At 67.8% G+C, this 15,890-nt stretch carries 14 protein-coding genes; 5 read left to right on the top strand and 9 right to left on the bottom strand.

Annotation, left to right across the window (positions count from 1 at the left end):
- Positions 1-43 precede the first annotated feature (43 nt).
- Positions 44-568 carry a GNAT family N-acetyltransferase gene (locus tag WDC87_RS12740; protein WP_072167415.1) on the bottom strand — a complete coding sequence of 175 codons (525 nt, stop codon included), beginning with the start codon at positions 566-568 and terminating at the stop codon, positions 44-46.
- Positions 569-768: 200 nt separating this feature from the next.
- Entirely contained in the window at positions 769-2,745 is a 1,977-nt protein-coding gene (locus WDC87_RS12745) for a UvrD-helicase domain-containing protein (RefSeq protein ID WP_072167416.1), read from the bottom strand.
- A 99-nt stretch (positions 2,746-2,844) separates the two neighbouring features.
- On the opposite strand from WDC87_RS12745, the gene WDC87_RS12750 reads away from it, so the two are divergent.
- Both WDC87_RS12750 and WDC87_RS12755 read left to right on the top strand, forming a co-directional pair.
- Positions 2,845-3,516 (top strand): SEL1-like repeat protein, encoded by a 672-nt coding sequence (locus WDC87_RS12750; protein ID WP_005421099.1) that lies wholly within the window; start codon positions 2,845-2,847, stop codon positions 3,514-3,516.
- Between the two features lie 124 nt (positions 3,517-3,640).
- Positions 3,641-4,261 carry a thymidine kinase gene (locus WDC87_RS12755; protein ID WP_008264720.1) on the top strand — a complete coding sequence of 207 codons (621 nt, stop codon included), beginning with the start codon at positions 3,641-3,643 and terminating at the stop codon, positions 4,259-4,261.
- A 513-nt stretch (positions 4,262-4,774) separates the two neighbouring features.
- Here the strand turns inward: WDC87_RS12755 and WDC87_RS12760 are convergent.
- The 4 genes from WDC87_RS12760 to WDC87_RS12775 all read right to left on the bottom strand — a co-directional run bounded on the left by WDC87_RS12760 (position 4,775) and on the right by WDC87_RS12775 (position 8,847).
- Positions 4,775-6,379 (bottom strand): glucan biosynthesis protein D, encoded by a 1,605-nt coding sequence (locus WDC87_RS12760; RefSeq protein WP_180868592.1) that lies wholly within the window; start codon positions 6,377-6,379, stop codon positions 4,775-4,777.
- A 104-nt stretch (positions 6,380-6,483) separates the two neighbouring features.
- The gene (mutM, locus tag WDC87_RS12765) at positions 6,484-7,296 is read right to left on the bottom strand and encodes a bifunctional DNA-formamidopyrimidine glycosylase/DNA-(apurinic or apyrimidinic site) lyase (protein WP_072167420.1); all 813 of its coding nucleotides are present in this window, start codon (positions 7,294-7,296) and stop codon (positions 6,484-6,486) included.
- A gap of 19 nt (positions 7,297-7,315) precedes the next feature.
- Complete coding sequence (locus WDC87_RS12770; protein WP_005421108.1) at positions 7,316-7,648, bottom strand: hypothetical protein; 333 nt, start codon at positions 7,646-7,648, stop codon at positions 7,316-7,318.
- A complete protein-coding gene (locus WDC87_RS12775) occupies positions 7,645-8,847 on the bottom strand; it encodes a fatty acid desaturase (protein ID WP_072167421.1) in 1,203 nt (400 codons plus the stop codon). Before WDC87_RS12775 ends, WDC87_RS12770 begins: the two co-directional genes overlap by 4 nt.
- Positions 8,848-8,998: 151 nt before the next feature.
- On the opposite strand from WDC87_RS12775, the gene WDC87_RS12780 reads away from it, so the two are divergent.
- Positions 8,999-9,820: an ATP-binding cassette domain-containing protein gene (locus WDC87_RS12780; RefSeq protein WP_252744755.1), complete on the top strand. Its 822-nt coding sequence runs from the start codon at positions 8,999-9,001 to the stop codon at positions 9,818-9,820.
- Between the two features lie 124 nt (positions 9,821-9,944).
- Here the strand turns inward: WDC87_RS12780 and WDC87_RS12785 are convergent, their stop codons facing one another.
- Both WDC87_RS12785 and WDC87_RS12790 read right to left on the bottom strand, forming a co-directional pair.
- Entirely contained in the window at positions 9,945-11,147 is a 1,203-nt protein-coding gene (locus WDC87_RS12785) for a DUF4785 domain-containing protein (RefSeq protein ID WP_088496600.1), read from the bottom strand.
- Positions 11,148-11,158: 11 nt separating this feature from the next.
- Positions 11,159-12,037 (bottom strand): hypothetical protein, encoded by an 879-nt coding sequence (locus WDC87_RS12790; protein ID WP_072167423.1) that lies wholly within the window; start codon positions 12,035-12,037, stop codon positions 11,159-11,161.
- A 261-nt stretch (positions 12,038-12,298) separates the two neighbouring features.
- Between WDC87_RS12790 and WDC87_RS12795 the strand changes: the two genes are divergently transcribed.
- The gene (locus tag WDC87_RS12795) at positions 12,299-13,138 is read left to right on the top strand and encodes a phosphatase PAP2 family protein (protein ID WP_072167424.1); all 840 of its coding nucleotides are present in this window, start codon (positions 12,299-12,301) and stop codon (positions 13,136-13,138) included.
- A 131-nt stretch (positions 13,139-13,269) separates the two neighbouring features.
- Here WDC87_RS12795 and WDC87_RS12800 read toward each other — a convergent pair whose 3' ends face one another.
- A complete protein-coding gene (locus WDC87_RS12800) occupies positions 13,270-15,540 on the bottom strand; it encodes a TonB-dependent receptor (RefSeq protein ID WP_252744739.1) in 2,271 nt (756 codons plus the stop codon).
- Positions 15,541-15,700: 160 nt separating this feature from the next.
- On the opposite strand from WDC87_RS12800, the gene WDC87_RS12805 reads away from it, so the two are divergent.
- Positions 15,701-15,890: DUF4339 domain-containing protein (locus WDC87_RS12805; protein WP_208164976.1), on the top strand; the 190-nt coding region annotated here is incomplete at its 3' end.

The following is a 15,890-nucleotide window of genomic DNA, read 5'->3' on the forward strand; positions in this document are numbered from 1 at the left end:
TGAATCGTGCCGACCAACGGTCGGCACCTACCAACATCAGGGATCAGACCTCCGCCGCTCCCGGCGTGGCATACAGCCGGCTCGGGCTGTCCACGCCCGGCAGCTGGATCACTCCGCGCTCCTGCATGCCCAGGCCCAGCAGGATCTTCCCGGACACCACGTTGTCCAGATCGGTAATGCCATACAGATCCCGCAGGCCCAGCGCTCCGCGTGCGTGCGCGAACACCGCACGCGCCGCCTCACCGGCGTAGCCTTGCCCGGCAAATTCCGAGAGCACCGCATAGCCGATGTCCGGCCCCGGCAGGCCATCACGCCGCACCAGCCCGGCATTGCCCAGCCACGCGCCATCGGACAGCCGCTCGATGGCGTACATGCCGAACCCGTTCAAGGCATAGCTGTGCAGCACCCGCAGCGCGATGTACTCCCGCGCCTGTTCCTCGCTGCGTACGTTGCGGTCACCAATGAAGCGCACGAAGCCCGGATCGTTCAACAGTGCCAACATCGGCACCGCATCGCGGTCGGGCTCGATCGCACGCAGACGCAGGCGTTCACTTTCAATCGGATGCACGCGCAGACCTCCAGCCGAAACCCCGATTCTGCCTCAACCCCCGGCTGTTGAATTTGATTTTCTTTGCATTGCCGTGGAAGGACACGCCCGGGGGTCACTTCAGGGACGGGTTCACGGCGTCCCCCGCGAACCCACCCCGACCGGCCAGCCACCGAACCAACGCGTGCTCCACCACGGAGGGGCGGCGCCGTTGGAGCGCCTTAGTCGAACAACGCCTCGATCGCCGCCAACCCCGCGCTCGCCCGTTCCTTCTTGCGCGCCGCATCGGCCACCGGGTCAGCACCGTCGCGCTGGATCTCCTCGGCCGGGATCTCATCGAAGAACCGGCTCGGCTTCAGCCGCACATGCTCGCCGAACTTGCGCGTGAGCTTGCTGTAACTCATCCACAGCTGGATCTTGGCGCGGGTGATGCCCACGTACAGCAGGCGCCGCTCTTCCTGCAGGTTGCCCTCGTCCAGGCTGACCTGGTGCGGCAACACGCCGTCCTCGCAGCCAACGATGAACACGTACGGGAATTCCAGGCCCTTGGAGGCGTGCATGGTCATCATGCGCACCTGGTTGCCGCCCTCGTCCTTGTCGCTGCGCGACAGCAGCGCCAGCTGTCCGGCCAGGTCGGCCGCAGTGGCGCCGCGCGGGCCGCCCTCGAACCACTGCGCCAGTTCCTCGATGTTGTTGGCGCGGCGCTGGTAACTGGCCTCTTCCTTGGCCTGCTGGCGCAGTTCGCTGAGCAGGCCCGATTCCTTGGCGACCTTGCGGATCATGTCGCCGGAGCTGACCTGGCGCATCTGCGCGCGCAGGTCGCGCAGGATGTCGGTGAAGCGCGCCAGGCTGTTGGCCGCGCGCGGTGGCAGCTGCTGCAGCGCACCGATCGACTCGGCGGCATGCGCCATCGGGATGTCCTTTTCCTGCGCCAGCTCGGCCAGCCTGGCCAGTGTACCGGCACCCACGTCGCGCTTGGGCGACTGCACCGCGCGCATGAACGCGGTGTCATCGTCCGGGTTCACCAGCAGCCGCAGCCAGGCCAGCGTGTCCTTCACTTCCTGGCGTTCCAGGAACATCGTGCCGCCGGTCAGGTGGTAGGGGATGCGCAGCAGCTGCATCGCCTTTTCCAGCGGCCGCGACTGGAAGTTGCCGCGGAACAGGATGCAGAAGTCACTCCACGGCACGTTGCGCGACTGCGCCACGAAGGCGATCTCGGCGGCCACCTTTTCCGCCTCGTGTTCGCTGTTGCGGCATTCCCACACCCGGATGCGCTCACCGTCGGCCTGGTCGCTCCACAGCTTCTTCAGGTGCTCGTGCGGGTTGTTGGCGATCAGCGCATTGGCTGCGCGCAGCACGCGGTTGGAGCAGCGGTAGTTCTGCTCCAGCTTGATGATTTCCAGCGTGGGGTAGTCACGCCCCATCTGCTGCAGGTTCTCCGGGTTGGCGCCACGCCAGGCGTAGATCGACTGGTCATCGTCACCGACGCAGGTGAAATTGCCCTTCTCACCAGCCAGCTGCTTGAGCAGGCGGTATTGCGCGTCGTTGGTGTCCTGGCATTCGTCCACCAGCAGGTAGCCGATGCGCTCGCGCCAGGCCAGGGCGATCTCGGGGTTCTCTTCCAGGATCTGCACCGGCAGGCGGATCAGGTCATCGAAATCGACTGCATTGAACGCGGTCAGCCGCAGCTGGTAGCGCTCGTAGACGCTGGCCGCTTCCTTCTCGCGGTTGCTGCGTGCGGCGGCCATCGCCTGCTCGGGCGACAGCCCGGCGTTCTTCGCGCGCGACACCAGGTTCTTCATGTCCTCGATGTCATCGGGCTTGGCGCCGTGCATCAGGTCCTTGATCTGCGCGGCGGCATCATCGGCATCGAAGATGGAGAAGCCGCGCTTCAGGCCCACGGCGGCATGTTCGATCTGCAGGAACTTCAGGCCCAGCGCATGGAAGGTGCAGATGGTCACCTCGTCAGCGTCCTGCTCGCGTAGGCGCTTGGCCACGCGCTCGCGCATTTCCTTGGCCGATTTGTTGGTGAAGGTGATCGCCGCGATGCGGCGCGCCGGATAGCGGCCACTGCCGATCAGGTGGGCGATCTTCTCCACGATCACCCGCGTCTTGCCGCTGCCGGCGCCGGCGAGCACCAGCAAGGGGCCTTCGATGTGCAGGACGGCGGCGGCTTGGGGGGGATTGAGACCGTGCATGGGGACAGGATTGTAGCGGGGTGCCGGCGGGCCGACCTGACTTGCATGACGCCTGGCCCTAAGGTATTGAGTCGACTCCGGAACACAGGAGCGTGGTCCATGTCGTTGAACATCATCGCCCGCCCGTTGGTGGCTACCCTGCTGGGCCTGCTGGCCGTGCCTGCGGCCGGGTCCAGCCCGGCACCGCCTGCCGACGCCTATGAAACCATCGTGCTGCAGTCGCACGAGTTCCTCGTCTACCATCCGGACCTGCGCTTCCGTGGGCTCGGCATGCAGGCCCGCGAGCGGGGCCGCCACGAAGAGGCCCGCAACGACTTCCGCAATGCCGCGCGCTACGGCGACAAGCTCTCACAGGCAGCGCTGGCCGACATGCTCTGGAACGGGCAGGGCGGTCCGGTCGACCGCGCCCTGGGCTATGCATGGATGGACCTGGCGGCCGAGCGCGGCACCGAATGGCTGGTGGTACAGCGCGAACGCTTCTGGGAGGCGCTGTCCGCCGACGAGCGCGAGCGCGCGGTGCGCGAGGGCCGCGCGCTGTATGCCGAGTTCGGCGATCCGGCCGCGACGCCGCGGCTGGAACGTGAACTGCGGGCCGGCAGCATGCGGCAGACCGGCAGCCGCGCCGGCTGGAACGGCGCCATGCGCAGCCAGGGCCGTGGCGATGCGGGGGCCCGTGTGCTGCAACCGGAAAAGCACCAGTTGGCGCGCTACTGGGACCCGGTGGCCTACCGGCAATGGCAGGACGAGGAGCTGGCCAGATCGGGGCGATGAGCCACGCCTGCCAGGCCATCGTTGCCTCGGCGCTGCCGGCACCGGGGTACGCGACAGCCGGCACGTGATCGCCCGGCCACGGCCGATCCGCGACGGCGGGCCGGGTGGCGACTAGAATTGGCCGATGGCCAAGCTCTACTTCTACTACTCGGCGATGAACGCCGGCAAGACCACCACCCTGCTGCAGAGCGCGCACAACTACCGCGAGCGCGGCATGCGGGTGGCGATCCTGACTCCACGCCTGGACGACCGTGCCGGCGCCGGCGTGGTCGCCTCGCGGATCGGCCTGCGCGCTGACGGCATGGCCTTCGACCGCGATACCGACCTGCAGCGCTGGGTGGAGCAGGATCTGGCAGCCAACGGCCCGATGGGCTGCGTGCTGGTGGACGAGGCGCAGTTCCTGACCCGCGCCCAGGTCTGGCAGCTCAGCGAGGTCGTCGACCAGCTGCGCATTCCGGTGCTGTGCTACGGCCTGCGTACCGACTTCCGCGGCGAGCTGTTCGAAGGCAGCCAGTACCTGCTGGCCTGGGCCGACGAGATGCAGGAAATCAAGACCATCTGCCACAGCGGCAAGAAGGCGACGATGACCGTGCGCGTGGACGAGCATGGTCACGCTGTGCAGGACGGCCCGCAGGTGGAGATCGGTGGCAACGACCGCTACGTATCGGTCAGCCGCGCGGAGTTCAAGAAGATCACCCGCGGTGAAGGGCGTATCGATCCGGCGCAGGCCCCGCTGCCGTTGTAAAGGGTGTTCGGCAGGGCTGCGCCCTGCACCTGCAGAGGCAACAGCAACGTCAACAGCGAAAGCTGGCATTCCGTGGGAAGGCGGGGCACGGTGGGTGTGCGGGGACGGCGCAAGTACCTCCATGTAGCCTTGGTCGCCGCATCCATGCGGCTCACACCCCGCAAACCCACAGTGCCCCGCCTTCGACAATTGGCCGGCGGCCAGTAGATCCACGCCATGAGTGGATGAAATCTGTCAGATATCGAATGAAATTCCGGGGTCAGATCCGTTTTCCTTCGGAAAACGGATCTGACCCCATGAGCTGTTCCGACAGATCGCGGAGGTCTGTCGAAGGCGGGGTGGGTCCGGTTGCGGGGGCGTGAGCCGCATGGATGCGGCGACCCAGCTTACAGGGACGTACTTGCAGCGTCCCCCGCAACCGGACCCACCCCGCCATCCCACGGAATGCACGCATTTGACGTTGCCTTGGCTTGAAGCGGGTGCAGGGTTGCAAGCCCTGCAATCCCAAACCACTCAGTACAGCGTCCGCTCCGGCGCACCCACCGGCGGCGGGGTGTACTGGTACAGCCAGGTCTCGGTGAGGGTCTTGCCACCACTGCGCAGGAACAGGCGGATGTCGATCTGCTCGGTACTGCCTTCCGGCGGCACCAGGTCGAACATCGCGCGATAGCCGTTGATCTCGCGCAGCGGGCGCGCCGAAACGATCTCGACCCGGCCACGGCTGGCTTCCACCACCGCTTCGACCTCGGCCTTGTCGATCAGCCTGGCCAGTTCGCCACCTTCGAAGTCCACCGCGAAGCGCCAGCTGAAGTACTCGCGCTTCTTGCCGACCACACCGCCCAGGCCGGTGCGGCTGGCCACGCAGTGCGCCAGCGGCGGGCGCGCCGGCGGTTCGGCGCCCCAGTACAAGCGGTAACCGACCAGCAGCTCCTGGCCCGGCTGTGGCTTTTCCTTCGGGTTCCAGAACGCCACGATGTTGTCGAAGGTCTCGTCCACGGTGGGAATCTCCACCAGCTGCACCGAGCCTTCGCCCCATTCGCCCTTCGGCTCCACCCACAGGCACGGGCGCTTCTCGTAGAACACGCCGTCGTCCTGGTAATGGTCGAAATTGCGGTCGCGCTGCAGCAGGCCGAAGCCGCGCGGGTTGCGGTCCACGAACATGTTGAAACGCAGGTTGCGCGGGTTCAGCAGCGGCCGCCAGATCCACTCGCCGGCACCGGTCCACAGCGACAGGCCATCGGTATCGTGGATCTCCGGGCGCCAGTCCCAGCCCATCCGGCGGTCGTTCTCGCCCACCTGGTACATGCTGGTGCACGGGGCGATGCCCAACCGCTCGATCGTCTTGCGCGGGTACAGCGCGCTGTCGATGTCCATCAGCAGCACGTCACCGTTGGTGATCGCGAAGCGATAGGCTCCGGCCACGCTGGGCGAATCCAGCAGGCCGTAGACCACGATCGTGTCCGAATCAGCCGACGGCTGTTCCAGGTAGTAGGCGATGAAATCCGGGAATTCCTCCGGCTTGCCCATGCCGGTGTCGATCGCCAGGCCACGCGCGGACTGCCCGTACTGGCCCTCCTTGCCGACCGCGCGGAAGTAGCTGGCGCCAAGGAAGGCGGCGAAGTCGCGGTCGGTGTCCTTGCGGGTGTTCAGGCGGAACCCGGCGAAGCCCAGATCGGCCGGCAGCTCGCCATCCTTGATGCCGCTCTTGCCGTAGTTGAACGCCGCGCCGTCATACGCCAGTTCCTGCGCCTTGCCGTCGACCACGTCGAACATGCGCACCGGCGAATGGAAGTACAGGCCCAAGTGGAAGAACTTGGCCTGGAACTTGCCGGGCTGGTCGGCCCACAGCGCATGGTCCTGGCGGTAGCCAATCGACTGGTACTGGTCCCAGTCGAGGCCTTCCAGGCGGCCCGGCAACACCCGCTTGTGGCTCTTGTAGGGTGCCTGTGCCAGCGCGCGCGCCTGGCCCTTCAGGGTGGCGAAGTCGAACGGCTGCGGTTGGCCGAGGCGGCGCAGGCCCATCTGGCCGCTCCTGCTGGCCGCGCACGCGGGCAGGGACGGCAGGCCGAATGCAGCCAGGGCGAGGGAGGCATTGCGGATGAAGTCGCGTCGTTGCATGCAGGCGCGTCAGGCACAGAGGGAAGGTCGGCCATGATAGGCAGACAAACGTTAACGGGCAGCGGAGACGCGCCCTGCCCGTTCAGCTGCCGCTGGTCGCCGGCTCAGCGCTGGCAGTGGCTGCACCAGACGCTGGCGCGCTGGCCGATGGTGGCGTGCTTCAGCGCGCGCCCGCAGTTCGGGCACGGCAGCCCGTCGCGGCCGTACACCAGCAGCTCCTGCTCGAAGTAGCCCGGCGCACCATCGGGGCTGATGAAATCGCGCAGGGTGGTGCCGCCGCGGGTGATGGCGTAGCCCAGGATTTCCTTCACCGCGTCGGCCAGCCGCTGGTAGCGTTCTCGCGAGATCTTTCCTGCCTCGCGCAACGGGCTGATGCCGGCCTTGAACAGGCTCTCGGCGGCGTAGATGTTGCCCACGCCCACCACCACCGCCTGGTCCATCAGGAAGGTCTTCACCGGCGCGCTGCGGCCCCGGCTGCGGTTGAACAGGTAGTCGCCGTCGAACGCGTCGTCCAGTGGCTCCGGGCCCAGCCCCTGCAGCAGCGGGTGGATCTCCCCAGCCGGCTGCCAGAGCAGGCTGCCGAAGCGGCGCGGGTCGTTGAAGCGCAGCAGGCGGCCGTTGTCCAGGCTGATGTCAACGTGGTCATGCGCCCGCAGCGGGGTATCACCGGGCAGCACGCGCAGGCTGCCGGACATGCCCAGGTGCAGCACGGCGCTGCCGATGGCGGTATCCAGCAGGAGGTACTTGGCGCGCCGGCGGATGTCCTCGATGCGCTGCCCCGGCAGCAGCTCGGCCACTTCCGGTGGAATCGGCCAGCGCAGGTCGGCGCGGCGCAGGATCACGCCATGCACGCGCCGGCCCTGCAGGTGCGGCGCCAGGCCGCGGCGGGTGGTTTCGACTTCGGGCAGTTCAGGCATGGTGCGATTCTACGCCCGCTCAACGCGGCGGCGCGGACAGCTCGCGGGCATCCAGGAAGCCATCACCGTTGGCATCCTGCTTGTGGAAGCGCTGCACGATCACCTGCCGCTGCTGCTCGCGGCGGATTGCCCTGCCCTTGCCGCCGGGCAGCTCGTCGGCGCTCAGTACGCCATCACCGTTGCGGTCCATGCGATCGAAGGCATACAGCATCCACTGCACGTACTCGGCCTCGCTGACCCTGCCGTCGCCATCGCTGTCCATCCGCTGCAGATAGCTGGCGGTGTCGGTGACCTGGGCCAGCGCCGCACCCGGCAGCAGCGCCGCCAGCAGAAGCCCGTACCCTGCCCTCACGCGCCCACCAGACTGTAGCCCTTCAAGCGTGCGGCGTAGGCCTGCAACGCCGCGATACCGCTTTCCTCGGCCTCGCGGCACCACGCCTGCAGCTGATGCAGGCGCTCGGCGGCGTCGTGGCCACGGGCTTCCAGCAGCGCAGCCAATCGCCCGCGGTACTCGACCAGGGTGCGGATGCGCGGCCGCTGCGCCACCCATGCGCTGAGCTGGGCGCGGCTGTCCGGCTTCAGCCAGCGGCCATCGTTGACCAGGCCACGGCGCAACCGGCGTGGCAGCAGGCGGCGCAGCTTGGCCCCGGCCTGCGCGGCCTCCTCGCGCAGGGCCGGCATGAACACGTTGCGCTGGTAATCGGTCATCGCCTGGAAGCGGTGCGACAGCAGCGCCTTCAGCGTTTCGGCATCGGGCACGGCGATGTTCGGGCGCACGTCCATGGCCGGCGCCACCCGCAGCACCCTGGCCAGGCGCAGCGCCTGCAGCAGGCGGATCGCACTCCAGCCGATATCGAACTCCCAGCGCCGCATCGCGAAGCGCGCCGAACTGGGGAAGGCATGGTGGTTGTTGTGCAGCTCCTCGCCACCGATCCAGAACCCCCACGGCGTGAGATTGGTGGAGGTATCGGCCGACTCGTAGTTGCGGTACCCCCACCAGTGGCCCAGGCCATTGACTACGCCCGCCGCCCAGAACGGGATCCACGCCATCTGGATCGCCCACAGCGCCACGCCGGGCAGGCCGAACAGCACACTGTTGATCGCCAGCAGCACTACCGGCCCCAGCGTGGCGTGCGGGGTATACAGGTGGCGCTCGATCGCGTCGTCCGGCGTGCCGCGCCCGTACTGCTCGATGTCCGCGCGCATGCCGCGCGCTTCGCGGTACAGCTCCACGCCATGCCAGAACACCTTGCCGATGCCGCGGGTGACCGGGCTGTGCGGGTCGTCCTCGGTCTCCACCTTGGCGTGGTGCTTGCGATGGATGGCCACCCACTCGCGGGTGATCATCGACGTGGTCAGCCACAGCCAGAAGCGGAACACGTGCGCCAGCGCCGGATGGAAATCGACCCCGCGATGGGCCTGGCTGCGGTGCAGGTACAGGGTTACCGAGAAGATGGTGATCTGGGTGAAGACCAGCAACACCGCCAGCATGGCCCACCCTCCCAGGCCGAGCACACCACCGGTCAACAGGGACATCAGGGCATCAGACATGGCAGCTCTCCGGATCGACGCGGGGATGGCAGACATGATGGGCGCTTGCGTTGCAAACTGCATCCCTGCGGCGATGTATCGCATCGCCATCCGTGGCACCGTTCACAGTTGGGGACCTGAGTTGTCGAGCCTTGATCCACGCGCCAGCACCATGACTGCCGCCCCGCCCGTTGCGGAGCCGCCCCCCTTGATCGAACTGGACCGCGCCACCGTGGTGCGCGGCCAGGTGAAGGTGCTGCACGGGCTCAGCCTGCGCATCGCACAGGGCCAGCACACCGCCCTGCTCGGCCCCAACGGCTGCGGCAAGTCGACCTTCATCAAGCTGATCACCCGCGAGCTGTACCCGCTGGCGCAGGTTGACGGTTCCGTGGCGGTAAGGGTGCTGGGGCAGAACCGCTGGCAGGTGGACCGGCTGCGATCGCAGCTGGGCATCGTCACCGGCGATCTCAGCAGCAATCTGGCCGACATGCCGGGCCTGACCGTGGAACAGGCAGTGCTGTCCGGCTTCTTCGCCAGCTACGTGGTGCCGGCCTTCCGCGAAGTGACCGCCGATATGCGCGCACGCGTGGGCGAGACACTGGCGATGACCGGCGCCCTGTCCCTGCGCGACCGCGCCTACGCCGAGTTGTCCGCTGGCGAGACCCGCCGCGTGCTGATCGCCCGCGCGCTGGTCAACCGGCCGCAGGCACTGCTGCTGGACGAACCCTCCACCGGGCTGGACCTGGTCGCCCGCGAGCAGCTGGTGGCGACCATGCGGGTGCTGGCGCAGCAGGGCATCACCCTGGTGCTGGTGACCCACCACATCGAAGAGATCATTCCCGAGATCGAGCGCGTGGTACTGCTGCGCGATGGCCGCGTGCTGGCCGACGGCACCCGCGCCGAGCTGCTGCGCAACGAACCGCTGTCGGCGGTGTTCGGCGGCGCGATCACCGTCTGCGAGCAGGAAGGCCGGCTGACCGCATACGCGGGGTGATCGGCATGCCGTTGTAGAGCCGAGCCCACGCTCGGCTGCTCCTGATCACGGCAAACGGCCGCCGAGCATGGGCTCGCCTCTACACAGGAGCAGCGGGCCGGACCCCGGCCCGCTGCACGCAACCTCAGAACCGCAACGCCAGCGCGCGCGACTCGATCGGTGCCATCCGGCTCTGGTCCTGCAGCTGCAGGTCGCGCAGCTCGTACGGTGCGCCAAAACCGGCCGGCAACGCGGCCTCGCCGAACGGCAGCACCAGCTGGCCGGCGCCTGGGCCATCGAACCACCCGGCTGCATGTGCCTGCGCGACCGGCTTCATCCGGCCATCGCGGGCCGTGGCATACAGCGTGCCGCGTGCCTCGTAGCGGCCTGCCGCAGCCACCTGCAGCGGCAGCGCCACCTGGCGGCTGGACGGGTCCGGTGCTGCATGGCCACTGAAACGCGCGGTCGGCCGTGCCACCGCGAAGGCCACCTTGCCATCGCGCAGCACGCCATCGGCCTGGGCGAACACCTGCAGCTCCCACAGCCCCTGCACGGTGCCGACGTCGGTCGGGATCCGCACCTGCGCGCGCAGGCTGCCATCGGTGGTGCGCAGCAGACGCTGCGGCCAACTGCGGCCATCCGGTGCGACCAGCAGGGCTTCACCCCCCAGGCCGCCACGACGCGATGCCAGCTGCGCGGTGGTGGCGCCGTCTTCCAGCAGGCGTGCCTGCAGCTGCACGTTGCCACCGGCCAGCACCTGCGCCTGGTTGGCCTGCACTTCCAACCGCAGCGGGCTGTTCGGCTCCAGCACCTGCACCACATAGCGGCCCTGCGCCTGCGTGCTCTGCAGGGTGTACGCACCGGCGGCACTGGTCGCGCCGGTGCGCAGCATGCTGCTGCCATCACTCACCGGCATGCCGGCATCCTGCAGCGCGCGCGCATCGACACTGCGGGCCACGCTGCTGCGGCCAGCCGGGTCGCGCACCTGCAGGGTGTTGGCCGGCAGCGCGCGGGCTCCTGCGGCCGGACTCAGCTGGATCACCGCATCCGGCGCCGTCAGCGGCAGGTCCAGGCCGCGCTGCAGCTGCGTGCCATCGACCTGCTGCCAGTAACTGCGGCTGACCGAGGCATATGGCGTGGCCGCCTGCAGCGGCTGTGCCGGGTCCAGCGCCCAGGCAAACGACAACGGCGCGTGTTCGCTTTCATCGGCAGGCAGCGGCGCGGCCACCAATGCGGCAGGCACCTGATCGCCCGCGCGGGCCGCCTGCAGAGGCTGCGCGGCCTGCGCGGCGGAAAGGGACAGTACTGCCAGCACCGCACTGGCCAGCAGGGTGGAATGGGTCGTCATGGTCATCTCTCTCACTGGGTCAGGTCGTTGCGCAGCAGGGTGCCGAGGCCGAAGCACTCGCGCCGGCTCTGGTTGTGGCTGAGCGGTTCTGCGCCCTGGGTGCGCGCTTTGTCGGTGAACCAGGTGGTGCCGGCCGCCTTCTGGCTGCTGCACTCCAGAAAGCCATCGGAGCAGGACGACAACCAGTTCTGGGTGAATTCCAGGCCAACGTTGGCGGCATAGCCACCGCAGTAGCTGTTGCTGTCCCACACCGCCGATTCCACGTCACTGCCGACCACCGCGCGGAACGGCTTGGGCAGCGCCGGGCGACCGGCCGTGCCGTACAGGTTCTGCGCGTTGTAGGTGGCCATGCTGGCCACCTGCTGCTGGCGTACCGCGTCGTTCTTGTAGCCCAGCAGCCAGCCCAGTGACGTTTCGAAGGTATTGCCGTTGAGCACCGCATCGGCCAGCGGCGTGCCCGCCGAGGACGGCGCCAGTGCGGTGACCTTGCGCACCGTGCGGATGATCTTCGGATAGCGGCTGTCGTAGGTCGGGTTGGACAGGATCCAGCGCATCACGTTGCCGCCGTTGGAATGGGTGATCACCACCAGCTGGGTGATGCCACGGCTGTCGATGAAGCCGGTCAGCTGGTTGGCCAGGCAGCCGGCGGCCTCCGGTTTCCACATGTACTGGGTGAAGTCACAGTTGATGACCACATAGTTGCTGCTGTTCGGCAGGCCCTGGCGCACGGTGTCGATGATCGCCGGCTGCCAGTAGTCCTGGGTGGCGTTGGTCTGCGCGCCGGTGCCATGCACGAAGGCCACGCCGACCACGTCGGCGGCCTGCGTCGGTGCTGCTGCCAGCCCCAGAAGCAGGGCCAGGACGGTACTTCCTGTTGCGGTGCTGCGCATCGCTTCTCTCCCTCTGTCTTCGGATCCCCCCGACCCGGCTGGAACTGGACGGCCCCTGGTGCCTGCCGATGTGCCGATGCTCACGGTGCGGCCGCGTGAAAGTCCGTGCGCTGCGCCCGAATTCAGCAGACTGGCACCCTTCGATGACGTTCTTCATCTCCTGTGATGACCATGCCGGGTCTGGCCGTATGACCGATGGCCACTGCGGTGCCGCGCACGGGCTGCGATCATGACGCGATGTTTTTCCTCCGGAGCCCGTCCATGTCGATGATTTCCCACCCTGCCCGCCCGCTGCTCGGCCTCGCCGTTGCCGTGGCCCTGGCCGGCTGTGCTGCCACGGCCACCAAGCCGACCGCCGTCGAAGCCAACATCACCACCAAGGCCGTGGGCTATCTGGACAAGAGCGCTGTTCCGGCCAGCCTCGATCTGGTGCCGGCACCGCCGGTGGCCGGTTCGGCCGCCCTCGCCCTGGACGAACAGGTCAGCCGTGAAGCCCGCGCGCTGCGAGGCAGCCCGCGCTTCGCCCAGGCCGGCGTCGATGCGGAACTCGGCTTCCCCGAGGGTGCAAACCACTTCTCCTGCGCCGCCGACATCGACGTCGATGCGGTGAAGACTCCGGCGCTGTATCGACTGCTGGAGCGCAGCCGGATCGACGCCAGCGCCGCCACCAAGGCGGCCAAGAACCACTACCAGCGCCCGCGCCCGTTCATGGTCAACGGTGAGCCGACCTGCTCGCCGAAGGACGAGGATGGCCTGCGCAAGAATGGTTCCTATCCATCAGGCCACACCTCAATCGGCTGGGCCTGGGCACTGATCCTGTCGGAGATCGCGCCGGACCGCGCCGATGCCATCCAGGCCCGCGGCCGCAACTACGGCGAGAGCCGCCTGGTGTGCAACGTGCACTGGCAGAGCGACATCCTCGAAGGCCGCTTCATGGGCGCCGCCGCCGTGGCCCGCCTGCACGACAACGCGGCGTTCAACAAGGACCTGCTGGCCGCACGCAAGGAGATCGAGGCGGCGCGCAAGGCCGGTCGGCACTCCAGCCGCGACTGCGCCACCGAGAATGCGGTGCTGAAGGTGCGCCCGCAGAGCGCGCTGTAAGCCATGCCTCTGTAGAGCCGAGCCATGCTCGGCTCATGGCAGTCGAGCATGGCTCGACTCTACAGAAAGCAGGAAACAGAAGGGCCGGCATTGCGCCGGCCCTTCTTCATTGCACTACCGCAGCCACCGCATCAGAACTTCGCGGTGAACTCCACGCCCCAGGTGCGCGGCTCGTTGAGGAAGCCGGTCAGGTTGTTGAAGTCGATCGCACCGACCACGCGGGTCTGGTTGGTCAGGTTGCGGCCGAACACCGCCACGTCGTACTGGCCATAACCCCAGTTGTAGCCCAGGCGCAGGCCGCCTTCCAGCGAACTACGGCCGCGGAATTCCGGCGACTCGTAGATGAAGAAGTTCACCTCGCTGCGGTAGGCCCAGTCGGTGTAGGCGTACAGCTCGCTGCCATCGCTGAGCGGGAAGCCCACGCGCAGGGTCGCGTTGTGGATCCACTTCGGCGCCTGCGGCAGCGGGTTGCCGTTCACCAGCGCGTAGGTCTGGCCGTTGATCACCGTGGTCGGGTCGGTGATGGTGCAGCCGCCGCCGCAGATCGCCACCGCCAGGTTCTCGTCCTTGATCTCGGTGTCGTTGTAGCTGCTGCCAAAGGTCAGCAGGACGTTGTCGGCCAGGTAGGCCTCCAGGTCCAGCTCGACGCCCTGGCCGATGGTCTTGTCGGCGTTGAGCAGGGTGGCGGTGTTGTTGGCACCGCCCACGGCGATCAGCTGCTGGCCATCGACGTCGTAGCGGAACACGCTCAGGCCCAGGCGCGCGCGGCGCTCGAACAGGTCGGCCTTGATGCCGGCCTCGTACGAGATGACCTTCTCCGAATCGGCCTGCGACAGACCCGGCGCAAAGGCCAGGCGGCCCTGGATCGACGGCGCGCGGAAACCCTTGGCCACGCGGGCGTAGGCGTTGATGTCGTCGGTCAGCTTGTAGACGCCGCTCAGGTCCCAGCTGACGTCGTTGACGTCGGTGTTGGCCAGGTACGGGCCACTGACCGGGGTGCCGAACGGAACGGCCTGCAGCACGCTGGCGCTGAAGTCCTTCTTGTCCTGGGTGTAGCGCACGCCGGCACGCAGCTTGAAGCGGTCGGTGACATCGAAGTCACCCGAGGCGAACACCGCCCAGGCCTTGTTGCGCTGGTTCTGCACCACGTGGCCGGTCTGCGGATTGCCCGGGGCCAGCGAGTCGTAGTTGAAGTTGTTGATGGTCACGTCTTCATCGAAGTAGAAGACGCCGGCCTGCCAGTCGAAGCGGCCCCACTCGTTGGACTCGACGCGCACTTCCTGCGTCCACTGGCGATGGCGCGGCAGGCCATCAGCCGACTCCGAGGAGAACGGAATCAGGCCCGGGCCGTAGTTGCCGGCACCGAGGAAGGCCGCACCGTAGCCACCGTCGATGTCACCGCGGTTGAGCGATTCGGCGGTCTCGTAGCCGGTGATCGAGTGCAGGGTCACCGAGCCGAGGTTCCACTGCAGGCGCGCGCTGCCACCCCAGGTCTCCAGGTCGGAGAAGTTGACGCCGTCGTTGGCCACCTTGTCGCGGTCGAAGTTCTCGACCAGCGAATTGCCACCCTTCTGGATGATGTTGGCGCGGAACAGGCGGGCGGTGCCGTTGAGCTTGCGCTTGTGCAGGTTGAACAGCGCTTCGAAGTCATCGCCTTCGTACAGGAACTGCACGCGGCCGGCGGCTTCGTCGTAGCCTTCGAAGCCGCTGTTGGGCGCGCCGACACGGGTGTTGTCGACCCAGTCGTCGCGGCGCTGGTAGATCGCCGAGACGCGTGCCGACCAGCGGTCAGTCAGCGGGCCGCCGTAGGCGCCCTGCACGTTCCAGCTGTTGTAGCTGCCATAGCCGACGCGGAGGTAGCCATCGGCATCCTGCGACGGGCGCGCCGAGTCGAACTTGACCACGCCGGCCGGCGTGTTGCGGCCGAACAGGGTGCCCTGCGGGCCACGCAGCACTTCCACGTTGGCCAGGTCGAACAGCGGGAAGCCCTTCAGCAGCGGGCTTTCCTGCACGACGTCGTCGTATACCAGCGACACCGGCTGCGAGGCATTGAGATCGAAATCGGTGTTGCCCAGGCCGCGGATGTAGAAGCGCGGGAAGGCACGGCCGTAGGACGACTCGATGTTGAGGCTGGGCACGCGTGCGGCCAGGAAGCGGATGTCATCGCCGGCCGAACCGAGCACATCCAGCTTCTCGCCCTGGATCGCGCTGACTGCAACTGGTACGTCCTTGGCGTTCTCGACACGGCGCTGCGCGGTGACCTGCAGGGTGTCGAGGGCAACCGGATCCTTGGCGGCAGGGGTTTCCTGGGCGGCTGCTACCAACGGCAGCAGGGCGGAAAGAGCGGCAACGAGAGGGCGCGCGACCGGAAGGCGGCCACGGGAAGTGCGGGTCGGGGACATGGCGGTAGGCTGTGTTTGGAGGGGTGGTAAAACGGCGCTACCAGATAATTGTTGCAATACAGCACCTGCCCCGCAAATGCCGGCCGTTCATGGCCCCGTCGCCCTGCCCCCCCGGGCGCTCGCTAGACTCGGGGTTTTCCAGCGCCGCGGAGCCGCCGCAATGACCCAGTGGTACTTCCATGCCTCGGCCCAGGCCGACCGAATCGGACCGCTCGATGACCCGGCCGCGCGCCGCTACGCGCAGGCCAACCCGCGCGCGCTGGCCTGGTGCCAGGGCATGAGCGGATGGACCTCGATTGCCGAAGTGCCCGAACTGCAATCCGCGGCCCCGGGCATGCCCCACACCCCAC

Source organism: Stenotrophomonas maltophilia group sp. Smal12 (genome assembly GCF_037079935.1).
Classification (GTDB): Bacteria; Pseudomonadota; Gammaproteobacteria; order Xanthomonadales; family Xanthomonadaceae; genus Stenotrophomonas; species Stenotrophomonas sepilia.

What these genes read in the sequence shown, in the direction of transcription:
- WDC87_RS12790 (WP_072167423.1), bottom strand. Translation starts at nt 12,037, where the DNA reads ATGCGCAGCACCGCAACAGGAAGTACCGTCCTGGCCCTGCTTCTGGGG.
- mutM (WP_072167420.1), bottom strand. Translation starts at nt 7,296, where the DNA reads ATGCCTGAACTGCCCGAAGTCGAAACCACCCGCCGCGGCCTGGCGCCG.
- WDC87_RS12760 (WP_180868592.1), bottom strand. Translation starts at nt 6,379, where the DNA reads ATGCAACGACGCGACTTCATCCGCAATGCCTCCCTCGCCCTGGCTGCA.
- WDC87_RS12750 (WP_005421099.1), top strand. Translation starts at nt 2,845, where the DNA reads ATGTCGTTGAACATCATCGCCCGCCCGTTGGTGGCTACCCTGCTGGGC.
- WDC87_RS12785 (WP_088496600.1), bottom strand. Translation starts at nt 11,147, where the DNA reads ATGACGACCCATTCCACCCTGCTGGCCAGTGCGGTGCTGGCAGTACTG.
- WDC87_RS12745 (WP_072167416.1), bottom strand. Translation starts at nt 2,745, where the DNA reads ATGCACGGTCTCAATCCCCCCCAAGCCGCCGCCGTCCTGCACATCGAA.
- WDC87_RS12755 (WP_008264720.1), top strand. Translation starts at nt 3,641, where the DNA reads ATGGCCAAGCTCTACTTCTACTACTCGGCGATGAACGCCGGCAAGACC.
- WDC87_RS12775 (WP_072167421.1), bottom strand. Translation starts at nt 8,847, where the DNA reads ATGTCTGATGCCCTGATGTCCCTGTTGACCGGTGGTGTGCTCGGCCTG.
- WDC87_RS12800 (WP_252744739.1), bottom strand. Translation starts at nt 15,540, where the DNA reads ATGTCCCCGACCCGCACTTCCCGTGGCCGCCTTCCGGTCGCGCGCCCT.
- WDC87_RS12780 (WP_252744755.1), top strand. Translation starts at nt 8,999, where the DNA reads ATGACTGCCGCCCCGCCCGTTGCGGAGCCGCCCCCCTTGATCGAACTG.
- WDC87_RS12795 (WP_072167424.1), top strand. Translation starts at nt 12,299, where the DNA reads ATGTCGATGATTTCCCACCCTGCCCGCCCGCTGCTCGGCCTCGCCGTT.